The 17,535-nt window shown below is 47.4% G+C and carries 16 protein-coding genes and 1 riboswitch; of the genes, 13 read left to right on the plus strand and 3 right to left on the minus strand.

Going from position 1 to position 17,535, the window contains the following annotated elements; all coding sequences use genetic code 11:
- Positions 1–7: 7 nt before the first annotated feature.
- From ileS to ACKX14_RS08605, 4 genes are all read left to right on the plus strand, one after another.
- On the plus strand, positions 8–3,145 hold the full coding sequence (gene ileS / locus ACKX14_RS08590; RefSeq protein ID WP_422446656.1) for an isoleucine--tRNA ligase: 3,138 nt from the start codon (positions 8–10) through the stop codon (positions 3,143–3,145).
- Positions 3,146–3,156: 11 nt separating this feature from the next.
- The gene (locus ACKX14_RS08595) at positions 3,157–3,654 is read left to right on the plus strand and encodes a nitroreductase family protein (protein ID WP_422446658.1); all 498 of its coding nucleotides are present in this window, start codon (positions 3,157–3,159) and stop codon (positions 3,652–3,654) included.
- A 104-nt stretch (positions 3,655–3,758) separates the two neighbouring features.
- On the plus strand, positions 3,759–4,709 hold the full coding sequence (locus ACKX14_RS08600) for a DNA-3-methyladenine glycosylase family protein (protein WP_422446660.1): 951 nt from the start codon (positions 3,759–3,761) through the stop codon (positions 4,707–4,709).
- Positions 4,710–4,869: 160 nt separating this feature from the next.
- Entirely contained in the window at positions 4,870–5,043 is a 174-nt protein-coding gene (locus tag ACKX14_RS08605; RefSeq protein ID WP_422446662.1) for a hypothetical protein, read from the plus strand.
- A 116-nt stretch (positions 5,044–5,159) separates the two neighbouring features.
- Here ACKX14_RS08605 and ACKX14_RS08610 read toward each other — a convergent pair whose 3' ends face one another.
- The 3 genes from ACKX14_RS08610 to sigI form a co-directional block, all read right to left on the minus strand.
- Positions 5,160–6,266, minus strand: a complete 1,107-nt coding sequence (locus ACKX14_RS08610) for a stalk domain-containing protein (RefSeq protein WP_422446664.1) — start codon at positions 6,264–6,266, stop codon at positions 5,160–5,162.
- Between the two features lie 78 nt (positions 6,267–6,344).
- Positions 6,345–7,706, minus strand: a complete 1,362-nt coding sequence (locus tag ACKX14_RS08615; RefSeq protein ID WP_422446666.1) for an anti-sigma factor domain-containing protein — start codon at positions 7,704–7,706, stop codon at positions 6,345–6,347.
- The gene (gene sigI / locus ACKX14_RS08620; protein WP_422446668.1) at positions 7,696–8,454 is read right to left on the minus strand and encodes an RNA polymerase sigma-I factor; all 759 of its coding nucleotides are present in this window, start codon (positions 8,452–8,454) and stop codon (positions 7,696–7,698) included. Before sigI ends, ACKX14_RS08615 begins: the two co-directional genes overlap by 11 nt.
- Positions 8,455–8,668: 214 nt before the next feature.
- Between sigI and ACKX14_RS08625 the strand changes: the two genes are divergently transcribed.
- From ACKX14_RS08625 to ACKX14_RS08665, 9 genes are all read left to right on the plus strand, one after another.
- Entirely contained in the window at positions 8,669–9,328 is a 660-nt protein-coding gene (locus ACKX14_RS08625) for an SdpI family protein (protein WP_422446670.1), read from the plus strand.
- Between the two features lie 71 nt (positions 9,329–9,399).
- A complete protein-coding gene (locus ACKX14_RS08630) occupies positions 9,400–9,672 on the plus strand; it encodes an autorepressor SdpR family transcription factor (protein ID WP_422446671.1) in 273 nt (90 codons plus the stop codon).
- Positions 9,673–9,806: 134 nt separating this feature from the next.
- Positions 9,807–9,898: riboswitch (glycine riboswitch) on the plus strand.
- 255 nt (positions 9,899–10,153) lie between these two features.
- Positions 10,154–10,468, plus strand: a complete 315-nt coding sequence (gene trxA, locus ACKX14_RS08635; protein WP_422446673.1) for a thioredoxin TrxA — start codon at positions 10,154–10,156, stop codon at positions 10,466–10,468.
- Between the two features lie 78 nt (positions 10,469–10,546).
- Positions 10,547–11,833, plus strand: coding sequence for a glycine/sarcosine/betaine reductase component B subunit (locus ACKX14_RS08640; protein WP_422446675.1), 1,287 nt, complete (start codon positions 10,547–10,549; stop codon positions 11,831–11,833).
- 194 nt (positions 11,834–12,027) lie between these two features.
- Positions 12,028–12,498, plus strand: coding sequence for a glycine/sarcosine/betaine reductase complex selenoprotein A (grdA, locus tag ACKX14_RS08645; RefSeq protein ID WP_422446677.1), 471 nt, complete (start codon positions 12,028–12,030; stop codon positions 12,496–12,498).
- A gap of 247 nt (positions 12,499–12,745) precedes the next feature.
- Entirely contained in the window at positions 12,746–14,083 is a 1,338-nt protein-coding gene (grdB, locus tag ACKX14_RS08650; protein WP_422446679.1) for a glycine reductase complex selenoprotein B, read from the plus strand.
- 30 nt (positions 14,084–14,113) lie between these two features.
- Positions 14,114–15,697, plus strand: coding sequence for a glycine/sarcosine/betaine reductase complex component C subunit beta (gene grdC, locus ACKX14_RS08655; protein ID WP_422446681.1), 1,584 nt, complete (start codon positions 14,114–14,116; stop codon positions 15,695–15,697).
- The gene (gene grdD, locus ACKX14_RS08660; RefSeq protein WP_422446683.1) at positions 15,687–16,880 is read left to right on the plus strand and encodes a glycine/sarcosine/betaine reductase complex component C subunit alpha; all 1,194 of its coding nucleotides are present in this window, start codon (positions 15,687–15,689) and stop codon (positions 16,878–16,880) included. Before grdC ends, grdD begins: the two co-directional genes overlap by 11 nt.
- Before the next feature lie 275 nt (positions 16,881–17,155).
- Positions 17,156–17,404: a hypothetical protein gene (locus ACKX14_RS08665; protein WP_422446685.1), complete on the plus strand. Its 249-nt coding sequence runs from the start codon at positions 17,156–17,158 to the stop codon at positions 17,402–17,404.
- Positions 17,405–17,535 lie beyond the last annotated feature (131 nt).

Here is a 17,535-nt window from a genome sequence, read left to right on the forward strand (position 1 = left end):
GTATGCAATGTTTAAAAAGGTAGAGCCAACAATGAACTTTGTTCCCATTGAAGAGAACATTCTGGATTTCTGGAAAAGAGAAAAAATATTTGAAAAGAGCATTGAGAACAGGAAAGACGCCCCGGATTACGTCTTTTACGAGGGCCCCCCGACGGCCAACGGCATGCCTCACGCCGGCCATGTGCTGACAAGGGTGGTAAAGGACCTGATACCCCGCTACAAGACAATGCTGGGCTACAAGGTGGACAGGAAAGCCGGGTGGGACACCCACGGGTTGCCGGTGGAACTGGAAGTTGAAAAACAGCTGGGCATCAGCGGCAAGCCGCAGATAGAAGAGTACGGTGTGGAGGATTTTATCAAAAAGTGCAAGAACAGCGTCTTTACCTACGAGCAGGAATGGCGCAAAATGACGGAGCGGGTGGGCTTCTGGATTGACATGGATCATCCCTACGTCACCTACCACAACACCTACATCGAATCGGTATGGTGGGCGCTGAAGAAGATATGGGAAAAAGGCCTTTTATACAAAGGTCACAAAGTGGTGCCCTACTGCCCCCGCTGCGGCACGTCCCTTTCCAGCCACGAGGTGGCCCAGGGCTACGAAGAGGTGGAAGACCCGTCGGTATTTGTAAAATTCCCGGTGGTCGGTGAAGAAAATACCTACCTGCTGGCATGGACTACCACTCCATGGACACTGCCGTCCAACGTGGCCCTGGCGGTAAAAGCCGATTACAACTACGTCAAGGTAGAGAACAACGGCGAAAAACTCATCCTGGCCGAGGGCAGGCTGCAGGTCCTGGATGGGGAATACACCGTTCTTGAAAGCTTCCCCGGCGAAAAACTGGCTGGTATGAAATATAAGCCTGTATTTCCCTTCTTTGAAAAGGAAAAAGACAGGGCTTTTTATGTGGTGACCGCCGATTTCGTAACCCTAGACGAAGGCACCGGCATAGTCCACACCGCTCCGGCGTTCGGAGAGGACGATTCCCGGGTTGGGCAGAAATACGGGTTACCGGTGCTGCAGCCGGTTGATGCCCAGGGCAGGTTTACCAGCGAGGTGGAGCCGTGGGCGGGCATGTTTGTGAAAGACGCCGACAGGGGCATTATCAAGGACTTGAAGCAGAGGGGCCTTCTGTATAAATCACAGAAATACCTGCACAGCTACCCGTTCTGCTGGCGCTGCGACACACCGCTTCTTTACTACGGCCGCAGCAGCTGGTTCATAAAGACAACGGCCATCCGGGATAGACTTCTTGAGATTAATAAAGAGATTGGATGGCGCCCTGAGCATATCAGGGATGGGCGCTTCGGGAACTTCCTTGAAAACGTGATTGACTGGTGCCTGAGCCGCGAGCGCTACTGGGGGACCCCGCTGAACATCTGGATTTGTCAGGAATGCGGGCGCGAGCACGCGGTGGGAAGCCTGAAAGAGCTCAAGGAGATGAGCAAAAATCCCGTAGGCGATATAGAACTGCACAAGCCCTATGTGGACGAAGTGGTGCTGAAGTGCCCCGGGTGCGGTGGCGATATGAAGCGCGTGCCGGAGGTTATAGACTGCTGGTTTGATTCAGGCTCCATGCCCTTTGCCCAGCACCACTATCCCTTTGAGAACGAGGAATACTTCAGAAAGCACTTCCCCGCCGATTTCATCGCGGAAGCCATAGACCAGACCAGGGGATGGTTTTACAGCCTTCTGGTGATTTCCACACTGCTTTTTGACCGGTCGCCTTACAAGAATGTGCTGGTCATGGGGCACGTTCTGGACGAATTCGGCCAGAAGATGAGCAAGCACAAGGGCAATGTGCTCGACCCGTGGAAGGTGTTGAATGAGCAGGGAGCCGACGCCATGCGCTGGTACCTGTACGTGGCAAGCCCTCCCTGGAGCCCCAGCCGTTTTTACCAGGAGGCTGTGAGCGAAGCCCAGAGGAGATTCCTGGGCACCCTCTGGAACGTTTATTCTTTCTTCGTGCTGTATGCCAATATCGACGGCTTTGACCCGAAAAAATATTCCCTGCCGCCGCAGCGGCGGACGGAAATGGACCGGTGGCTTTTGTCCAGGATAAACAGCGTCAACAAAAAGGTTAGAAGGGACCTGGACAACCTGGACATCACCGGCGCCGCCAGGACCCTGGAGGAGCTGGTGGACGACCTGAGCAACTGGTATGTGCGTCGCTCGAGGGAGCGCTTCTGGAAGTCGGAGATGGACGACGACAAAATAGGCGCTTACCTCACTCTGTATGAGGCTCTGGTGGCATTTATAAAGATGGCGGCTCCCTTTGTACCCTTTATCACCGAAGAGCTCTATCAGAACCTCGTGCGCGGGCCTTATCCCGAGGCGCCCGTAAGCGTGCACCTTTGCGATTACCCCGAGGTGAAAGAGCAGCTTATCGACGAAACCCTGGAACACAAGATGGTGCTGGCAAGAAAGATCGTAGAACTGGGCCGGGCCGCCAGGAACAAGGCCAAGATCAAAAACCGCCAGCCGCTAAAGAAAATGATGGTACAGCTGAGGAACCCGGGAGACGAAGTTTTACTTTCAGACCTTTCGGATATAATAAAGGAAGAGCTCAACATAAAAGAAATCGAATATATCCATGTGGCGGAGGAATATTTCACCTACACCGTAAAACCCCGATTCGACCTCCTGGGCCCCAAATACGGCAAACTGATGTCTTCCATAGCCCGGGCCGTTTCGGCGGCTCCGGCCACAAAGCTTATCAACGAAGCCCGGGAAAAAGGGGAAGTAATCCTCGACGTAAACGGTGAAAAGATAATCATCGCCCAGAACGAACTAGATATCCGCGCCCAGGATAAGGAAGGCTTCTGCGCCGAGGGCGAAGGTGGTTACTATGTGGTGCTGGATACCACCATCACCCATGATCTGATGCTGGAGGGCATAGCCAGGGAAATGACCAGCAAGATCCAGAACATGAGGAAAGAAGCCGGATTTGAAGTAGAGGACAAGATATACCTTTATTATACAGGCGATGAGACAATAGATGAGGTGATGGAAAAACACGGGCGGGAAATAATGACCGATACCCTGGCCCTTTTGGTAGAGAAGGCAACCCCACCGGAGGGGAGCTTTTCCAGAATGTGGAACATCAATGACCACAGGGTCAATATTGGAGTCAAAAAAGCTTAAGGGGTGATAGTATGAATGAGGTAATCAGGGTCTTAAAGGAGCGCCGGAGCATAAGGGAATACCTCCCAAAGCCCATACCGAAGGAAATCCTTGAGGACATTATCGACTGCGGGAGGCTGGCTCCAAGCGCCAACAACGTCCAGCCGTGGCTGTTTGTGGTGGTGACCGAAGAGGGAGGGAAAAAGGAACTGGCCAGCCTGGCGACCTACGGTAAATTTATAGCGAGCGCCGCGGCCTGCGTGGCGGTATTTTGCGAAAAGGACAACAACCACCTGGTGGAAGACGGCGCGGCGGCCACCGAGAACATTATAATTGCGGCAAAAGCTTACGGCATCGATTCCTGCTGGGTCGCGGGCTATCAGAGAAATTACAGCGAAGCCGTGAGAAAGCTTCTGGGAGTCCCGGAAAAGTACACCCTGATCTCCCTTGTTTCCCTGGGGTATTCCGACAGGACCGCCCAAAGGCCGAAGAAGTCGCTGAACCAGGTACTCAGGTGGGAAAAATATTGAACCGGTTTTGCACCAGCGATTAAATGACCAAACTGGAAACGGGTCGAGAAAATATATTTTTATGTCATGGCGGCATTCGCCCATGTTATAATTTAAGTGGGCGGATGCCGCATTTTTATGAATTTTTACCGATGTTTTTAACAAAACATTCGGGAGAAAGGAGAAACCGTGGCGAAATAATGGACACCGTATTTACTTTTACTGACATTCTTCCATTTAACCTGGAGATTGTATCCGACGGAGGGCAGGCTTTCAGGTGGAACCCGGAGCCGACCGGGGGATATACCGGCGTAGTGGGGAAGCTGGTATTAAAAGCGGTTCAGGAAAGCGATACCCTGAGAGTAACAACCAATGCCGGCCCCGCGGACGCGGGCATAATAGAGGACTATTTCGACCTGGAGAGAGATTATGCCGCCATAGAGAATAAACTGAGGCAATATGAAGAACTTCAACCTGCCGTAAATTTTTGCAGCGGCAACAGGATACTTCACCAGGACCCCTGGGAAACTACCGTTTCCTTTATCATTTCTGCCAACAACAGCATAAGGAACATCAAAAAGACCATAGAGAGGATATGCGAGTACTACGGGGAACCTGTGGAATATAATGGAAAATTATACCACTCCTTTCCATCACCGGAGACTCTTGCAAATGTTTCTGAGGAGGAACTCCGGAAGACTAAATGCGGTTTCAGGGCCAGGTACATCATCGAGACCGCCAGGTTGGTGGCGGGAGGCGAGATTGACCTTTACGGCCTGCAAAAAATCCCCACACCGGAAGCCCGGCGAAAGCTGCAAAGGCTCCCGGGAGTGGGCAGGAAAGTCGCCGATTGTATTCTGCTCTTTTCCATGAGAAAATTCGATGCTTTCCCTATTGATGTCTGGATAAAAAGGGTGCTGGAAAAACTTTATTTCAACGGCCGGAGCATGCCGATACGGAAGCTGCAGGAATTTGCGGAAGACAGGTTCAAAAACCTGGCGGGTTTTGCCCAGCAGTACCTGTTTCACTATACACGGACTTTTTGGAACGAGATGAAAGAAGATAATGTGTTGTAACATTTTTCAGGAATAAAAATATACCGGCCAAATATAATAAATTATAAATGTGTGTTGTTAAACAGACTGCGATAAAAATAAAAAAATTTTTATAAAGTATAGCAAAATAACGTATAATGTGCTATAATAATAGTGCAAATAAATCGTGGAGGGGATAAATGTGAGCCCGGAACAGACTATTATTGTAGCAAAAAGTTGCGGGGATTATGAAAAGAGCAGCAGTATAAAATATCCTGCCAGGTATCTGGTTCAGTATGAATCCTGCAAGAACTGCGCCCACTGGCATGTGGGCAGGTGCGAAAAAGCCCAGGAAATCTTAAAGACCATTGATTAACATAATCGGAATTAATATATTGTCACGTCAGGAATTCTGACGTGTTTTATTTTTTAAATTAAAAAGGGAGAATGGAATGAATAATTCCTGTTCTCCCAAAATTGGCTTTTGTTCCGTTATTGGGCAGGTTCATTAACGGTTATTATTTGATACTGGCTGTTCCAGTTCACTTTTGTACCGAAGCTTTCTGATATAAATCTAAGGGGTACAACGGTCCTTCCTTCTAAAATTGTGGCCGGCTCATCTATTGTAGATACTACACCGTTTATTTTAACCTCGCGACTTCCTATACTCAATTCAATGGTTTTGCCATTCTTCGTTATAATTATTGACCCTGTATCGGGGTTCCAGTCAACTTTGGCACCGAGATTTTCAACGATGATTCTTACGGGGACCAATGTCGTGCCGCCTTTTACGAGAGGTTTCACGTCAGACTCTACTTTTTGACCTTTTATGAATAGCTTTATGCCATTCAAACCCATTTCTTCATAAAGTTTTCCGATTTCATTGTAAAGCCCATCATCTTCAGGTTCTTTTTGAATGGCTTCTTCCATATTTTCAAGGGCTTTTTCCAGGTTTCCTTCTTTTTCATCGAGGATTGCAAGATACGCTTGCACCTTTGCATCGGGATTTACCTTCAATAGTTCCTCCAGGTAGGATATGGCGGATTGAACATCTCCCTTTGATTCATAACTCTGGGCCAGTAATATCATGGCTTTATGGTTTTGGGGGTCAAGACTGAGTACTTTATTGGCCATATCGATAACCTGGTCATAGTTGCCCAGCGATTTATAAGCAAGAGCCAGTTTGATTAAAGCCTTTTCATCGTTAGGATTTTCTTTTAACTTCTGTTCAAGTTCACCTATGATTTTTTTAAGATCTTTTCCTTTTTCGGTTTCAAGTTGTATTTCTATGCCGTCTTCTATATCAATGTTTACATTGCCGTCATCTTCATTTTCCTGGTCGCCTTCATCTATATCATTTACGTTTTTGTCGTCCTGGTTGTTTTCATCCGCATCTTCATCTTCATCTTCAACATCCTTACCTTCTTCCTTGTCCTGGGTCTCATCTAAATCGCCGTTTTGGCCAATGTCCTCCCCGTTTGGTTTGTCAATGCTTACTTTTGGAATGTTATCTTGGGCAAAAACCTGAACTGAGTTAAAGGAAAGACTAAAAGTAAATGTCATAACCAGTAAGAAAATAAATAGATTTTTGAACCTCATCTTTTGTTCCTCCCTGCTATTGAATTGTTTCTGTTATATTACTTTCGTTACTTATTATTTTTTTAAGTGGGTATAAAACTAATAATTGAAATCGGAATCATCACGGTCAGCACCGCCGTTGCTGCCATCGCCGATATTGCCATCATGCTTGTCTTGTGTTTGTTGATCGATATCTTCTTTTTTAACGGCTTTATCTACGTCATTTCCATTTTCAAATTCTTGCTTTGTAATTTCGCCATCTTTTTTTTGTTCATCCGTTTCCTTCTCATTGACATAAACCGTCTTTTCATCATTTTTTTCCGTGTCTATTGTTTTGCCCCCATTCTCATCAGTGGAATTCTGGCCGCTGCCGGCATCCTTTTTCTCGTCATCCTTTATGCCATCGTAGTTTTTATGTTCATCTTCACCATTTTCCCGAGCGTTATCATTAAAATCATCTATTGAAATTTTATCTTCATATTTATCCACTTTCTCCGAAATACCTACATCCTTTCCGTAGGGCTTTGGCTTCGGATTATATTTTAAAGCGGTATCATTTAATAAATTAAAATTGTCGTCGGCTTTCTTAATTTTACCATGATCGGTATTTCTCGCGTCATTGAGAGATTTTTTGCCCGCCTTTTCAAGAAAGTCCATGTTATTTGCCGGGTTTTCTGCCTTCTGTTTTTTATCTCCTAAAGTATCAAGCTGTAACTTTTTCAGGATGTCGGATACACGGCTATTCCTGGCCTCCTCAATAGTGATGTCAATACCCTTTTCCTTCATTTTAGTGTAAATAAAATATCTGCCCATAGAAATTTTATTCTCCAGGGAAAGTTTTCTGTCTTCAGGCGTTATCTTTAATATTATGGTTTTATCTTTTAGCCCTCCGTGTTTTTTTACGACTTCACTCAAAGATTCCGCGAGTCTATCCAGCTTTTTCTGCGCTTCATCTTTTATAAACCCGTAGCCATTACTGTCAATGTTTAAAGCAGCAGAAATGAGTATGTCGTTTTCATTTTTTGAATCAAGGTAACCCTGTTCTTTTGATTTAATTATAATTACCGACAAAGCCTCTTGTACCGGCATACCGTTTAGTTTTAATCCTTTAAGCAGAGGCCGCGCATCTTCATTGAGTGGAATAGTTTTTAAAACCCTTTCCTGTTTATTGATAACCAGTTCTAAGCTTGGATTTATATCAATATCCACGTACGCGTACGCGAAATTTACGGTGTAATGAAAATACGAAACACTGATAAGAAAAACTAGTAATATGCTTGCTGCAACCATAATATATTTAACTTTCTTTCTGTTATATCTTATAATATCGGATTCCTGAAATGTGATCTGCTGCCCGAGACTCATATCGCTACGCCTTTTTATTGATAAAAAGTCACATTCCTCCGTCATCACTATGGCTTCTTTTTCTTTTAGTTTTAATATGGTGCCCCTATAGTTCAAAGGTGTCACCCCCTTTTTCAGCATTTTTTACGTACCCTTTTAAAACATCAAGATCACTATTTAGAATCAAACACACTGCGATTATAAATTTCCTGTTTCTTTCAATGGTTTTCCGATTAACATTAATAATTTTCATCAAATCTGCCATGGGTATATTTTTCTCTTTATTTAATTTCCCAAACATTTCTTTGTTTTCCGCTATCATTCTTGCTATCTTTATGGCCAGCCTTCTGGAGTCTTTATGCTTTGGAGCACACGCAACCAGGTCTTCGACTGTTATGTTGAACTCTTCAAGCTTCCTGTTAAACAGCATAATTTCCTCCCGGAGTTCAACGTTATCGGATTGGGATGTAAAATCCACCTTCAAATACCTTTCTTCGAAGACGCTTTCCTCATTCTCAAAATATGTAAAAGGGTATACCATGTTATGTTTATAATTGCTCCTTATGTAATCAATTAACCTTCTGCGTATCACCTGTTCAGCGAAACTAAAAAAATTTGAGTTTTTTTGGTCGTCATAGGAATCGATGGCTTCATTGAAGGCTAAAAGCCCGATGCTGTATTCCTCGCTGTTCTCAATCTCTACGTAATTCTTCAGCACACTGGAGACCGTTTTCAAAATAAAAGGTGCATACTCTTCTAAAAATTTTTCTTTTAAAGCCCTATCGCCAGACTTAATCTTTGTAATTACATCTTTCACGGAATCCGTGTCCTGATTACGTTTTCTGAATGGAGATATGTTTATCACAAAGAATCACTCCATAATATGTATTCGGATGCAAAATCTTTCTTTGGTGGAGAGAGCCCTGTTAAAATATTCAATATGTGTTTAATTATTCCTGCATAGTTTAATTATTGACTTTTTTATGGATTGAGCCTATACTGTATTTAGACGATTTTAAAAATATCTAATAACAAATAGAAGTGTAAGGTTATTTTAAAATTGATTTGGAGGAATTACTATGGGCGACAGGTCTAAATTCTATCTGCCGGTCAACTGGCCGATGGTGTTTTTAATACTGAGTCTCTATATAATGGGCTTTCTATTGTATCCTTACCTGCCTGAGATGATGCCCTCACACTGGAACGTGGCGGGTCAGGTGGACGGCTATACCCCAAAAAATGTATATTTGATCTTTCTCCCTTCCCTCATATTGGGAATTTATTTATTGATATCTTTTGCCCCCGCTCTGGACCCGAGGCCCGAAAGCTATAGAAAATTCAGAGGAGTCGTAGAGGGATTCAGAATTATTATTGTTCTGGTTTTTGCGAGCATATATGTTGCAACCATTTTATTTGCACTGGGCATACCCGTTTCTGTTGGTAAGGTTGTAAGATTTATGCTGGGGCTGATGCTGGTTTTTATTGGAAATTATTTCGGCAAAGTGCGGCACAACTATACATTTGGAATAAAAACTCCGTGGACGCTGGCCAGCGAAGAGGTGTGGAACAAAACCCACAGGGTCTCAGGTCCGCTGTGGGTGGTTGCGGGATTTGTCTGGATGATAAGTATTTTTATGGCCGACAGACCGGCTTTCATAATTGATATGGCGGTTTTGGCCGCCGCTGCAATTTTCGGGTTCATTTATTCCTGTTTGCTGTTCAATAAATCAGGGAAGTAAAGCAAAGCGGAAAATACGTAAATTCGGCCGGTAACTGAAAACGCAGCATGTACAACCTGAATTCCATGGGGGTGAAGGAAACGAACCTGAACATTAGTTTCAAGGCCCTTTCGGACCCCATCCGCAGGAAGATTTTGCTTTTGCTGAAAGAAAAGGATATGACGGCGGGAGAAATTGCCGAGCGCTTCGACATATCAAAGCCGAGCATCTCCCATCACCTGAATATATTGAAACAGGCGGGCATGGTGGTGGATGAGCGAAAGGGTCAGAACATATATTATTCAATTAATACTTCGGTTTTCGAAGACGTGGTGAGTTTTGTGATGGATTTGCTGGGGAAATGATTTTGACTCCATGGGAGTTAAATGCGTTTAATGGTGAAAATAGAAGGCAGATCGTGCAAAAATTAGTTGAAAATCTCGAAAATATATAATATAATATATAATACAATATGACCAGTGAAAAGAATAACTTGTGGATGAAGGATATGGAAGAGACCCTTGAAAAGGGCGCCGAAGGGGTAAACGGCGATGCCGTGAAACTCTCAGGCAAAAGGACCGTATCCCGACATCTCTCTGGAGAGCCGCAAGGCACCGAAGGAGCAATTTCCGGAGCTAAACTCCGGGAAGAATCTCTCAGGTCAGAAACAGAGAAATAAAGGCTGAGGATACCTTTATTTCTCTTTTTTGTTTGTCCGGGTTTAAGAACGTTTTATATAAGCAAAATAATTAATGAAAAGATACACCTTTTAAATCCAAACCATTTCGGGTAAATATTTTTGAAAAATAGAAAAATAACTGTTATTACAAAAAGGAGGTACTGGCCATGATTGAACTTAACGCTGAAAACTTTGAAGAGGAAGTGATAAAGTCCGACAGGCCCGTATTAGTTGATTTCTGGGGCCCCAGGTGCGAGCCCTGCAAGGCCCTGATGCCGCAGGTCGAAAAGCTGGAAGACAAGTACAAAGACAGGATTAAGTTCTGCAAGCTTGATACATCCAGGAATATCAGGCTCGCCGTTTCCCAAAAGGTTTTGGGGCTTCCAACACTCGCAATTTACAAAAACGGCGAAAAGGTCGACGAAGTTACACGGGAAGTTACCATCCAGATGGTCGAGGAAATGATTAACAGAAACCTGTAGGTGTTGCCGCATTATGGATAGGGCCGGTAAGTATGTCAACACATTACAGGTGATTTTTTTCACAAGGAGGGAAAGAGAATGAAACTGGAGCTGGGGTATTTTCATGTTAAAGACCTGACCTTTGGAAATAGGACGGGTTTTCAGGACGGCGTGGTGACCGTCAACAAGAAGGAACTCGTCGACCTGCTTCTGCAGGACCCCAGGCTTAAAAGCGTGGACCTTGATATCGCAAAACCCGGGGAAGAGGTCAGGATAATCCCGGTGAAGGATGTAATTGAGCCCAGGGTGAAGGTTTCCGGCGGTGGCACCGTTTTCCCGGGATTCCTGGGTAAACCCCTGACGGTGGGGAGCGGCAAGACCCATGTGCTCAAGGGTATGGCCGTTGTCACCTGCGGCCGGATTGTGGGATTCCAGGAGGGCATCATCGACATGTCGGGGCCGGGAGCTGATTACACGCCCTTTTCACGGCTGCTGAACCTGGTGGTAATTGCCCATCCGGTGGAAGGTTTGGATTCTCACGAGCATGAAGAAGCCGTTAGAATATCCGGTTTGAAGGCGGCGGCCTACGTGGCCGAAAGCGTGAAGGACCTTATGCCCGAAGAAATCAAAGTTTACGAGACAAAGCCCATCCCGGAGACCCTCCGGGAATATCCCGACCTTCCAAAGGTGGCCTATGTTTACCAGCTGCAGAGCCAGGGACTTTTACACGATACTTATGTCTACGGAGTCGATGCAAAAAAAATCATCCCGACTTTAATTTCTCCCACCGAGGTGATGGATGGCGCCATAGTCAGCGGCAACTGTGTTTCCGCCTGTGATAAGAACACCACTTACGTGCACCAGAACAACCCGGTGATAGAAGAACTTTATGCCAGGCACGGCAAAGATATCAACTTCGTGGGCGTAATCATAACCAATGAAAACGTAACCCTGGCGGACAAGGAAAGGTCGTCGGACTACACCGCAAAACTGACGGAATATCTGGGCCTTGACGGTGTAATCATAACTGAAGAGGGTTTTGGCAACCCGGACACGGACCTCATCATGAACTGCAAAAAAATTGAGGAGAAGGGCATAAAGACGGTCCTGATCACCGACGAATACGCGGGCAGGGATGGGGCTTCCCAGTCGCTGGCCGATGCGGACCCTAAAGCCGATGCGGTGGTGACGGCGGGCAATGCCAACGAGGTGATAATACTTCCTCCCATGAAAAGGGTCATCGGATTATTGGATACCGCTTCCATAATAGCCGGCGGCTCCCAAAAGGCTTTGCGGGAAGACGGCAGCCTGGAAATCGAGCTGCAGGCCATCACCGGCTCCACTTCGGAAGTTGGCTTTACCCGCATGAGCGCAACTACTTATTAATCTTTAATAAGTAAGCCTGGGGTTTGCCGGAAAGGTGTTGCAACAACCAGGGAAACCATCGATGAATTAAGATACGGAAATTAAAAAATAAATTTACCGTCCATGCCTGACAGAGCATAACCCGGAAATGAAAATATATTTTATTGTCAGGATAACGATTTAAAAAAGTAAATTATGATTGGGAGGAGTTTACGATGTTTGAAGGAAAAAAGGTCATAATTGTGGGCGACAGGGACGGCGTACCCGGACCTGCCATTGAAAAATGCCTGAAGACCACCCCGGCGGAAGTGGTGTTTTCCACCACCGAATGCTTCGTCTGAACGGCCGCCGGTGCGATGGATCTGGAGATCCAAAAGAGAATTAAAGATCTGGCGGAAAAGTACGGCCCCGAAAACGTGGTGGTGATTCTGGGCGGAGCCGAGCCGGAGGCCGCAGGGATTGCCGCCGAAACGGTGACGAACGGCGATCCCACCTTTGCCGGGCCGCTGTCGGGCGTATCCCTCGGCCTTGCGGTGTATCACATCGTGGAACCCGAGGTAAAAGCCGCCGTTGACCCCGAAGTGTACGACGAACAGGTGGGCATGATGGAAATGGTGCTGGATGTTGAAGCCATTTCTAAAGAAGTGAGCAAGTACAGGGAGCAGTATTCGAAATATAAAGCATAATTTCAGTATAAAGCAACCTTCCTGCCGGAGATAGCCCGGTATCTTCTCTCTTACACTCGAATAAGAAGCCGGAGGCCGGAAGTCGGAATAGAAGGAATTTGCGGGCTACAAATTACAACTCTAACTTACAGTATATCTGACTTCCGGCACCGATTGTCTGAGTTAGACGGCAATAAAATCGCAATGATTCTGGAAGTTAAAATGATTCTGGAAGTTAAATTAATACACTTTGAAAGGAGGGTCTGTTGTGGGGAAATATAAGGTTGTCCATTATATAAATCAGTTTTTCGGACAGATAGGCGGAGAGGAAAAAGCCGATACTCCCCCCCGGGATAGAGAAGGAATAGTAGGGCCCGGCATGGCCTTCAAGATGGCCTTTGGTGAAGAGGCAGAAATTGTGGGTACCGTCATCTGCGGTGATTCATACTATAATGAGCATCAGGATGAGGCCAGGGCTGATGTGCTTTCCAGGATTAAAAAATATAATCCGGATCTGGTCATAGCAGGGCCGGCCTTCAATGCGGGCCGCTATGGCATGGCCTGCGGCAGTGTATGCAAGGCCGTAATGGATGAACTTTCCATACCTGCCGTGACGGGCATGTATCCAGAGAACCCGGGGGTCGAAGTCTTTAAAAAAGACGTCTATATCATAGAAACCGCCAATTCAGTGGCGGGCATGAGGGAAGCGGTGCCGAAGATGGCCAGGCTGGCACTGAAGCTGGCCAGAGGGGAAAAAATAGGTCTGCCGGCCGAGGAAGGCTATATTCCCCGGGGAGTCCGCAAGAACATCTTCGCGGGAGAAAACGGCGCCCGCCGGGCGGTGGATATGCTTGTGAGGAAATTGAAAGGTGAACCCTTCACCACCGAATATCCAATGCCGAATTTTGACAGGGTAACACCAGCACCCGCGGTAAAAGACCTTTCCAGAGCCACCATTGCTCTGGTGACGTCGGGAGGGATAGTCCCGAAGGGCAACCCGGACCGGATAGAGGCGTCAAGCGCTTCCAGGTTTGGTAAATATGACCTGGAAGGAGTGGAATCCCTCACTTCAAGAGATTTCCAGACGGCCCACGGCGGCTACGACCCGACTTACGCCAACGAGAATCCCAACCGCGTGCTGCCGGTGGATGTTATGCGCGACATGGAAAAGGAAGGAGTCATAGGAAAGCTGCACAGGTACTACTACGCCACCGTCGGCAACGGCACCTCGGTGGCCAGTGCCAGGAGGTTTGCCCGGACAATAGCAGGAGAACTAATAGCCGACGGAGTCCAGGCGGTTATACTCACATCCACCTGAGGCACATGCACTCGTTGCGGCGCAACGATGGTAAAGGAACTGGAGCGGGCGGGGCTTCCGGCGGTGCATGTATGTACGATAGTCCCCATATCCCTTACGGTAGGCGCAAACCGCATTGTGCCCGCAGTGGCCATACCTCATCCTCTGGGGAATCCCTTACTTACCTGCGAGCAGGAAAAAGCTTTGCGGCGGAGCCTTGTGTTGAAGGCGCTGCGTGCGTTGCAAACCGATGTGGATAAGCAGACGGTTTTCGAAGAAGCAGTGCAGGAAAGGGCCAGTGCAAGTTAAAATATCGTCTTTTGAAAGGAGGCCGGTCCCTTGGCTTTTCCGGTAATTTCCGGTGCCGGTTACATCCTGGTGCACACCCCGAACATCATGATGGCGGCCGGCACCACACAGCTTTTGGAAAAATACAACGAAAAATCGGAATACTGCCGCAGGGCTCCGGAACATATCAGGAGTTTCAAAGATGCTCTCGCCTACCCGCCAAATCAGGCGTACATCGGCAACATAACCCCTGAAGAACTGAAAAATCATAAAAGACCCTGGTATGAGAATTTACTGCAGGATGCCCGGCGCTTCGGGCCTTACGGCGAAATAATGCCGGAAGACGAGTTTTACGGCCTGATGGCCATATCCGACGCCTTTGACCTTGTAATCCTGGAAAAGAGTTTTGCCAGGGATGTAAAGGAAAAGCTATCCCGCCATCCGCTTATTACCGAAAGCGATCTTTCACGCCTCAAAGAGGGGGCTGATCTGGACGCCGTCGGCAAGCTGTTGGAAAGCGGAGCCGTCGAGCTCATATATGACGGCAGGCTGGTGGGATGCGTAAGAAAGGCCCATGACAAGGATGAAAACCTGTCCGCACATACCATGCTGGAGAATACCGCCGCTAAAGCTTCGGCGGTGCTGGCATTGAAATACCTAATAAAGAACTCCGGGATATCGCCGCAGGACATCGACTACATAATTGAGTGCTCAGAAGAGGCCTGCGGCGATATGAACCAGAGGGGCGGCGGCAATTTCGCCAAGGCCATCGGTGAGGTGGCCGGCTGCGGCAATGCCACCGGTGCGGACATCAGGGGATTTTGTGCCGGGCCGGCCCACGCCATAGTCAATGCGTCGGCACTGGTGTCCGCTGGGGTTTTCAAAAATGTGGCGGTGGTGGCCGGCGGAGCCGTTGCAAAACTGGGCATGAACGGCAGAGACCACGTCAACAGGGGAATGCCCCTCCTGGAAGATATGCTGGGGGGATTCGGAGTGCTGGTAAGCAGCAACGACGGCAAAAACCCCGTTATAAGGACCGATTCAGTGGGGAGGCATACCATCGCCACCGGCGCCTCACCCCAGGCGGTGATTCAGTCCATCGTCTTCGACCCGCTGGATAAACTGGGTCTCAAGGCTACGGATGTGGATAAATTTGCTCCAGAGCTCCAGAACCCGGAAATCACAGAACCTGCCGGAGCCGGAGATGTGCCCAAAGCAAACTTCAAGATGATTGCGGCACTGGCGGTAAGAAGGGGTGAGATAGAAAAGGCGGCCATGGAAACATTTATAGAAGAACATGGTATGCCGGGCTTTGCACCCACTCAGGGCCATATCCCCTCCGGAGTACCTTTCATCGGTCACGCCAAAGAACTTATACTTTCCGGTAAAATGACAAGGACCATGATCATAGGCAAGGGCAGCCTCTTTTTGGGCCGTATGACCAACCTCTTTGACGGCATATCCTTTATAATTGAGAAAAACGCCGGAATTATTCCTGAAGAAAAACCCGCGGCAGAGAACGTAAAAGAACCGGCAAAGGCCACTGAGTCAAAAGATATTTCCATTTACCTGGCAGAAGCCTTCAGGGAATTTGCCGATTACCTCAGGACAAGGGGGAAGGGCGATGGCTCTTGACAGAGCGGAGATTTTCTACCACCTGGCCGAGGCCCTGGAAGGCAAACGTAAGAAAATAAAGATTGGAATTACCGTTTCAGGCGGCGAACACCCTCCCGAAATGCTCCTTTTCGCGGCCAGGAAAGCGCAGGATATGCTGGACGGCGTGGAGGTCATCGCCCTCGGCCCGGCCGAAACCATTGCGAGAGAAAGCCTGAAAGGCATTCCGGCGGATTGCCTGGCCGATGCGCATAGATTAATGGAAAAGATGCTGGATGAGGGCGAGCTCGACGCAGTGGTGACCATGCACTATAACTTCCCCCTCGGCATTTCGACGGTGGGAAGGGTGGTCACCCCCGGAAAGGGCAGGCCCATGTATATAGCCACCACCACCGGGAGCGCCGCCGCCGGAAGGGTGGAGGCCATGGTAAAAAACGCCATATACGGCATCATCGCCGCCAGAACCGCCGGCAATGAAAACCCCTCTCTGGGAATCCTGAACCTGGACGGAGCGCGGCAGGCGGAGCGCCTGTTGAAAGCCCTAAAAGACCGAGGTTATGATATAAATTTTGCCGAGTCTCTCAGGGCCGACGGCGGATGTATCATGAGGGGGAACGACCTTCTGGCCGGCTCCTGCGACATCATGGTCACCGACACCCTCACGGGAAACCTTCTTGTGAAAATATTTTCCGCCTACACCACCGGTGGACACTATGAGGCTTCGGGCTGGGGCTACGGCCCCGGCATTGGAGAAAATGCCCGCAGGATAATCCTGATTTTGTCCCGGGCTTCGGGAGCGCCGGTGGTGGAGGGAGCCATAAGATATGCCGTGGAAATGGTCCGGGGGAACCTCCTGGAAAAGACCAGAGAGGAATTTTCAAAGCTTAAGGCTCTGGGGTTTGACGAAATCTTAAAAGGCGCCGCCGAAGGCGCCCCGGACGGCCGGGTTTCGTTGCCCGGAACGGGGAGAACCGGTGGAATGCCGGGGAAAAGCGAATTATCTGTTTGCCCGCCCCCCAAAAAAACCGTAACCGAAGAGATAAGCGGCATAGATGTGCTTCAAATGGAAGAAGCGGCAAATACCCTATGGAAAAACAACATATATGCCGAAACCGGCATGGGCTGCACCGGTCCGGTTATCCTGGTGGCCGGGGAGGATTTAAAACAGGCCGTGCATATCCTGAAATCAGAAGGGTATCTATAAATTAAAGTTCGTGAAAGTTTTGTGGCTGTTGACAGAGCTGGTCAACGGCTTTTTTACTTACAAAAAAGAAAGTATGTAAAAATCCGTCGGGAATGCCAATCAGCAAGGCATGATGTAAAGTACTCCAGAATTTTATTTTAAAAAACCCCCAATAAAATAAAATTTATATCGAATATTATAATATAGAGTTGTTGGGAAAATATATTTCCTGTTAATGCCAGCAGCGGCAATAAAAACGGCATTGAAAAATCAAATTTTCATGGGGGGTCTCGATTTTGACTAAAGAACAGACATACCAGTATTTCCTTGAGTTAATTAATAAAATTCCCAACAGAGAAAAGTATAGTGAGGATGATTTAATACAAAATAACCTGGCTTACTTTATCGACAGGTACTATAATTCGCCTAACTGGGCCCGCATGCAGGAGGAAGTGGAAAATCTATTAAAAAAAGGGGATTTAGTGGGGCTTAGTTTTTATATCTTTAAAGCAATACAAAAATACAGGCAGACCCTTTTAAAATAAAATAAATTTTCTAACAGAACAATTTTTCTTCCTCCCTGAACTCCCTGAAAGAAATGATCCGGGTGATGACACTTTTTTCAGTGTTATCACCCGGTTTTTTTATCCTTAATGCTCAATGCCGTTTTCTGATA

The organism is Thermorhabdus hydrogeniformans (assembly GCF_049310025.1).
Classification (GTDB): domain Bacteria; phylum Bacillota; class Thermosediminibacteria; order Thermosediminibacterales; family Tepidanaerobacteraceae; genus JBJYKD01.

What these genes read in the sequence shown, in the direction of transcription:
- ileS (WP_422446656.1), top strand. Translation starts at nt 8, where the DNA reads ATGTTTAAAAAGGTAGAGCCAACAATGAACTTTGTTCCCATTGAAGAG.
- ACKX14_RS08595 (WP_422446658.1), top strand. Translation starts at nt 3,157, where the DNA reads ATGAATGAGGTAATCAGGGTCTTAAAGGAGCGCCGGAGCATAAGGGAA.
- ACKX14_RS08600 (WP_422446660.1), top strand. Translation starts at nt 3,759, where the DNA reads ATGCCGCATTTTTATGAATTTTTACCGATGTTTTTAACAAAACATTCG.
- ACKX14_RS08610 (WP_422446664.1), bottom strand. Translation starts at nt 6,266, where the DNA reads ATGAGGTTCAAAAATCTATTTATTTTCTTACTGGTTATGACATTTACT.
- ACKX14_RS08625 (WP_422446670.1), top strand. Translation starts at nt 8,669, where the DNA reads ATGGGCGACAGGTCTAAATTCTATCTGCCGGTCAACTGGCCGATGGTG.
- trxA (WP_422446673.1), top strand. Translation starts at nt 10,154, where the DNA reads ATGATTGAACTTAACGCTGAAAACTTTGAAGAGGAAGTGATAAAGTCC.
- ACKX14_RS08640 (WP_422446675.1), top strand. Translation starts at nt 10,547, where the DNA reads ATGAAACTGGAGCTGGGGTATTTTCATGTTAAAGACCTGACCTTTGGA.
- grdD (WP_422446683.1), top strand. Translation starts at nt 15,687, where the DNA reads ATGGCTCTTGACAGAGCGGAGATTTTCTACCACCTGGCCGAGGCCCTG.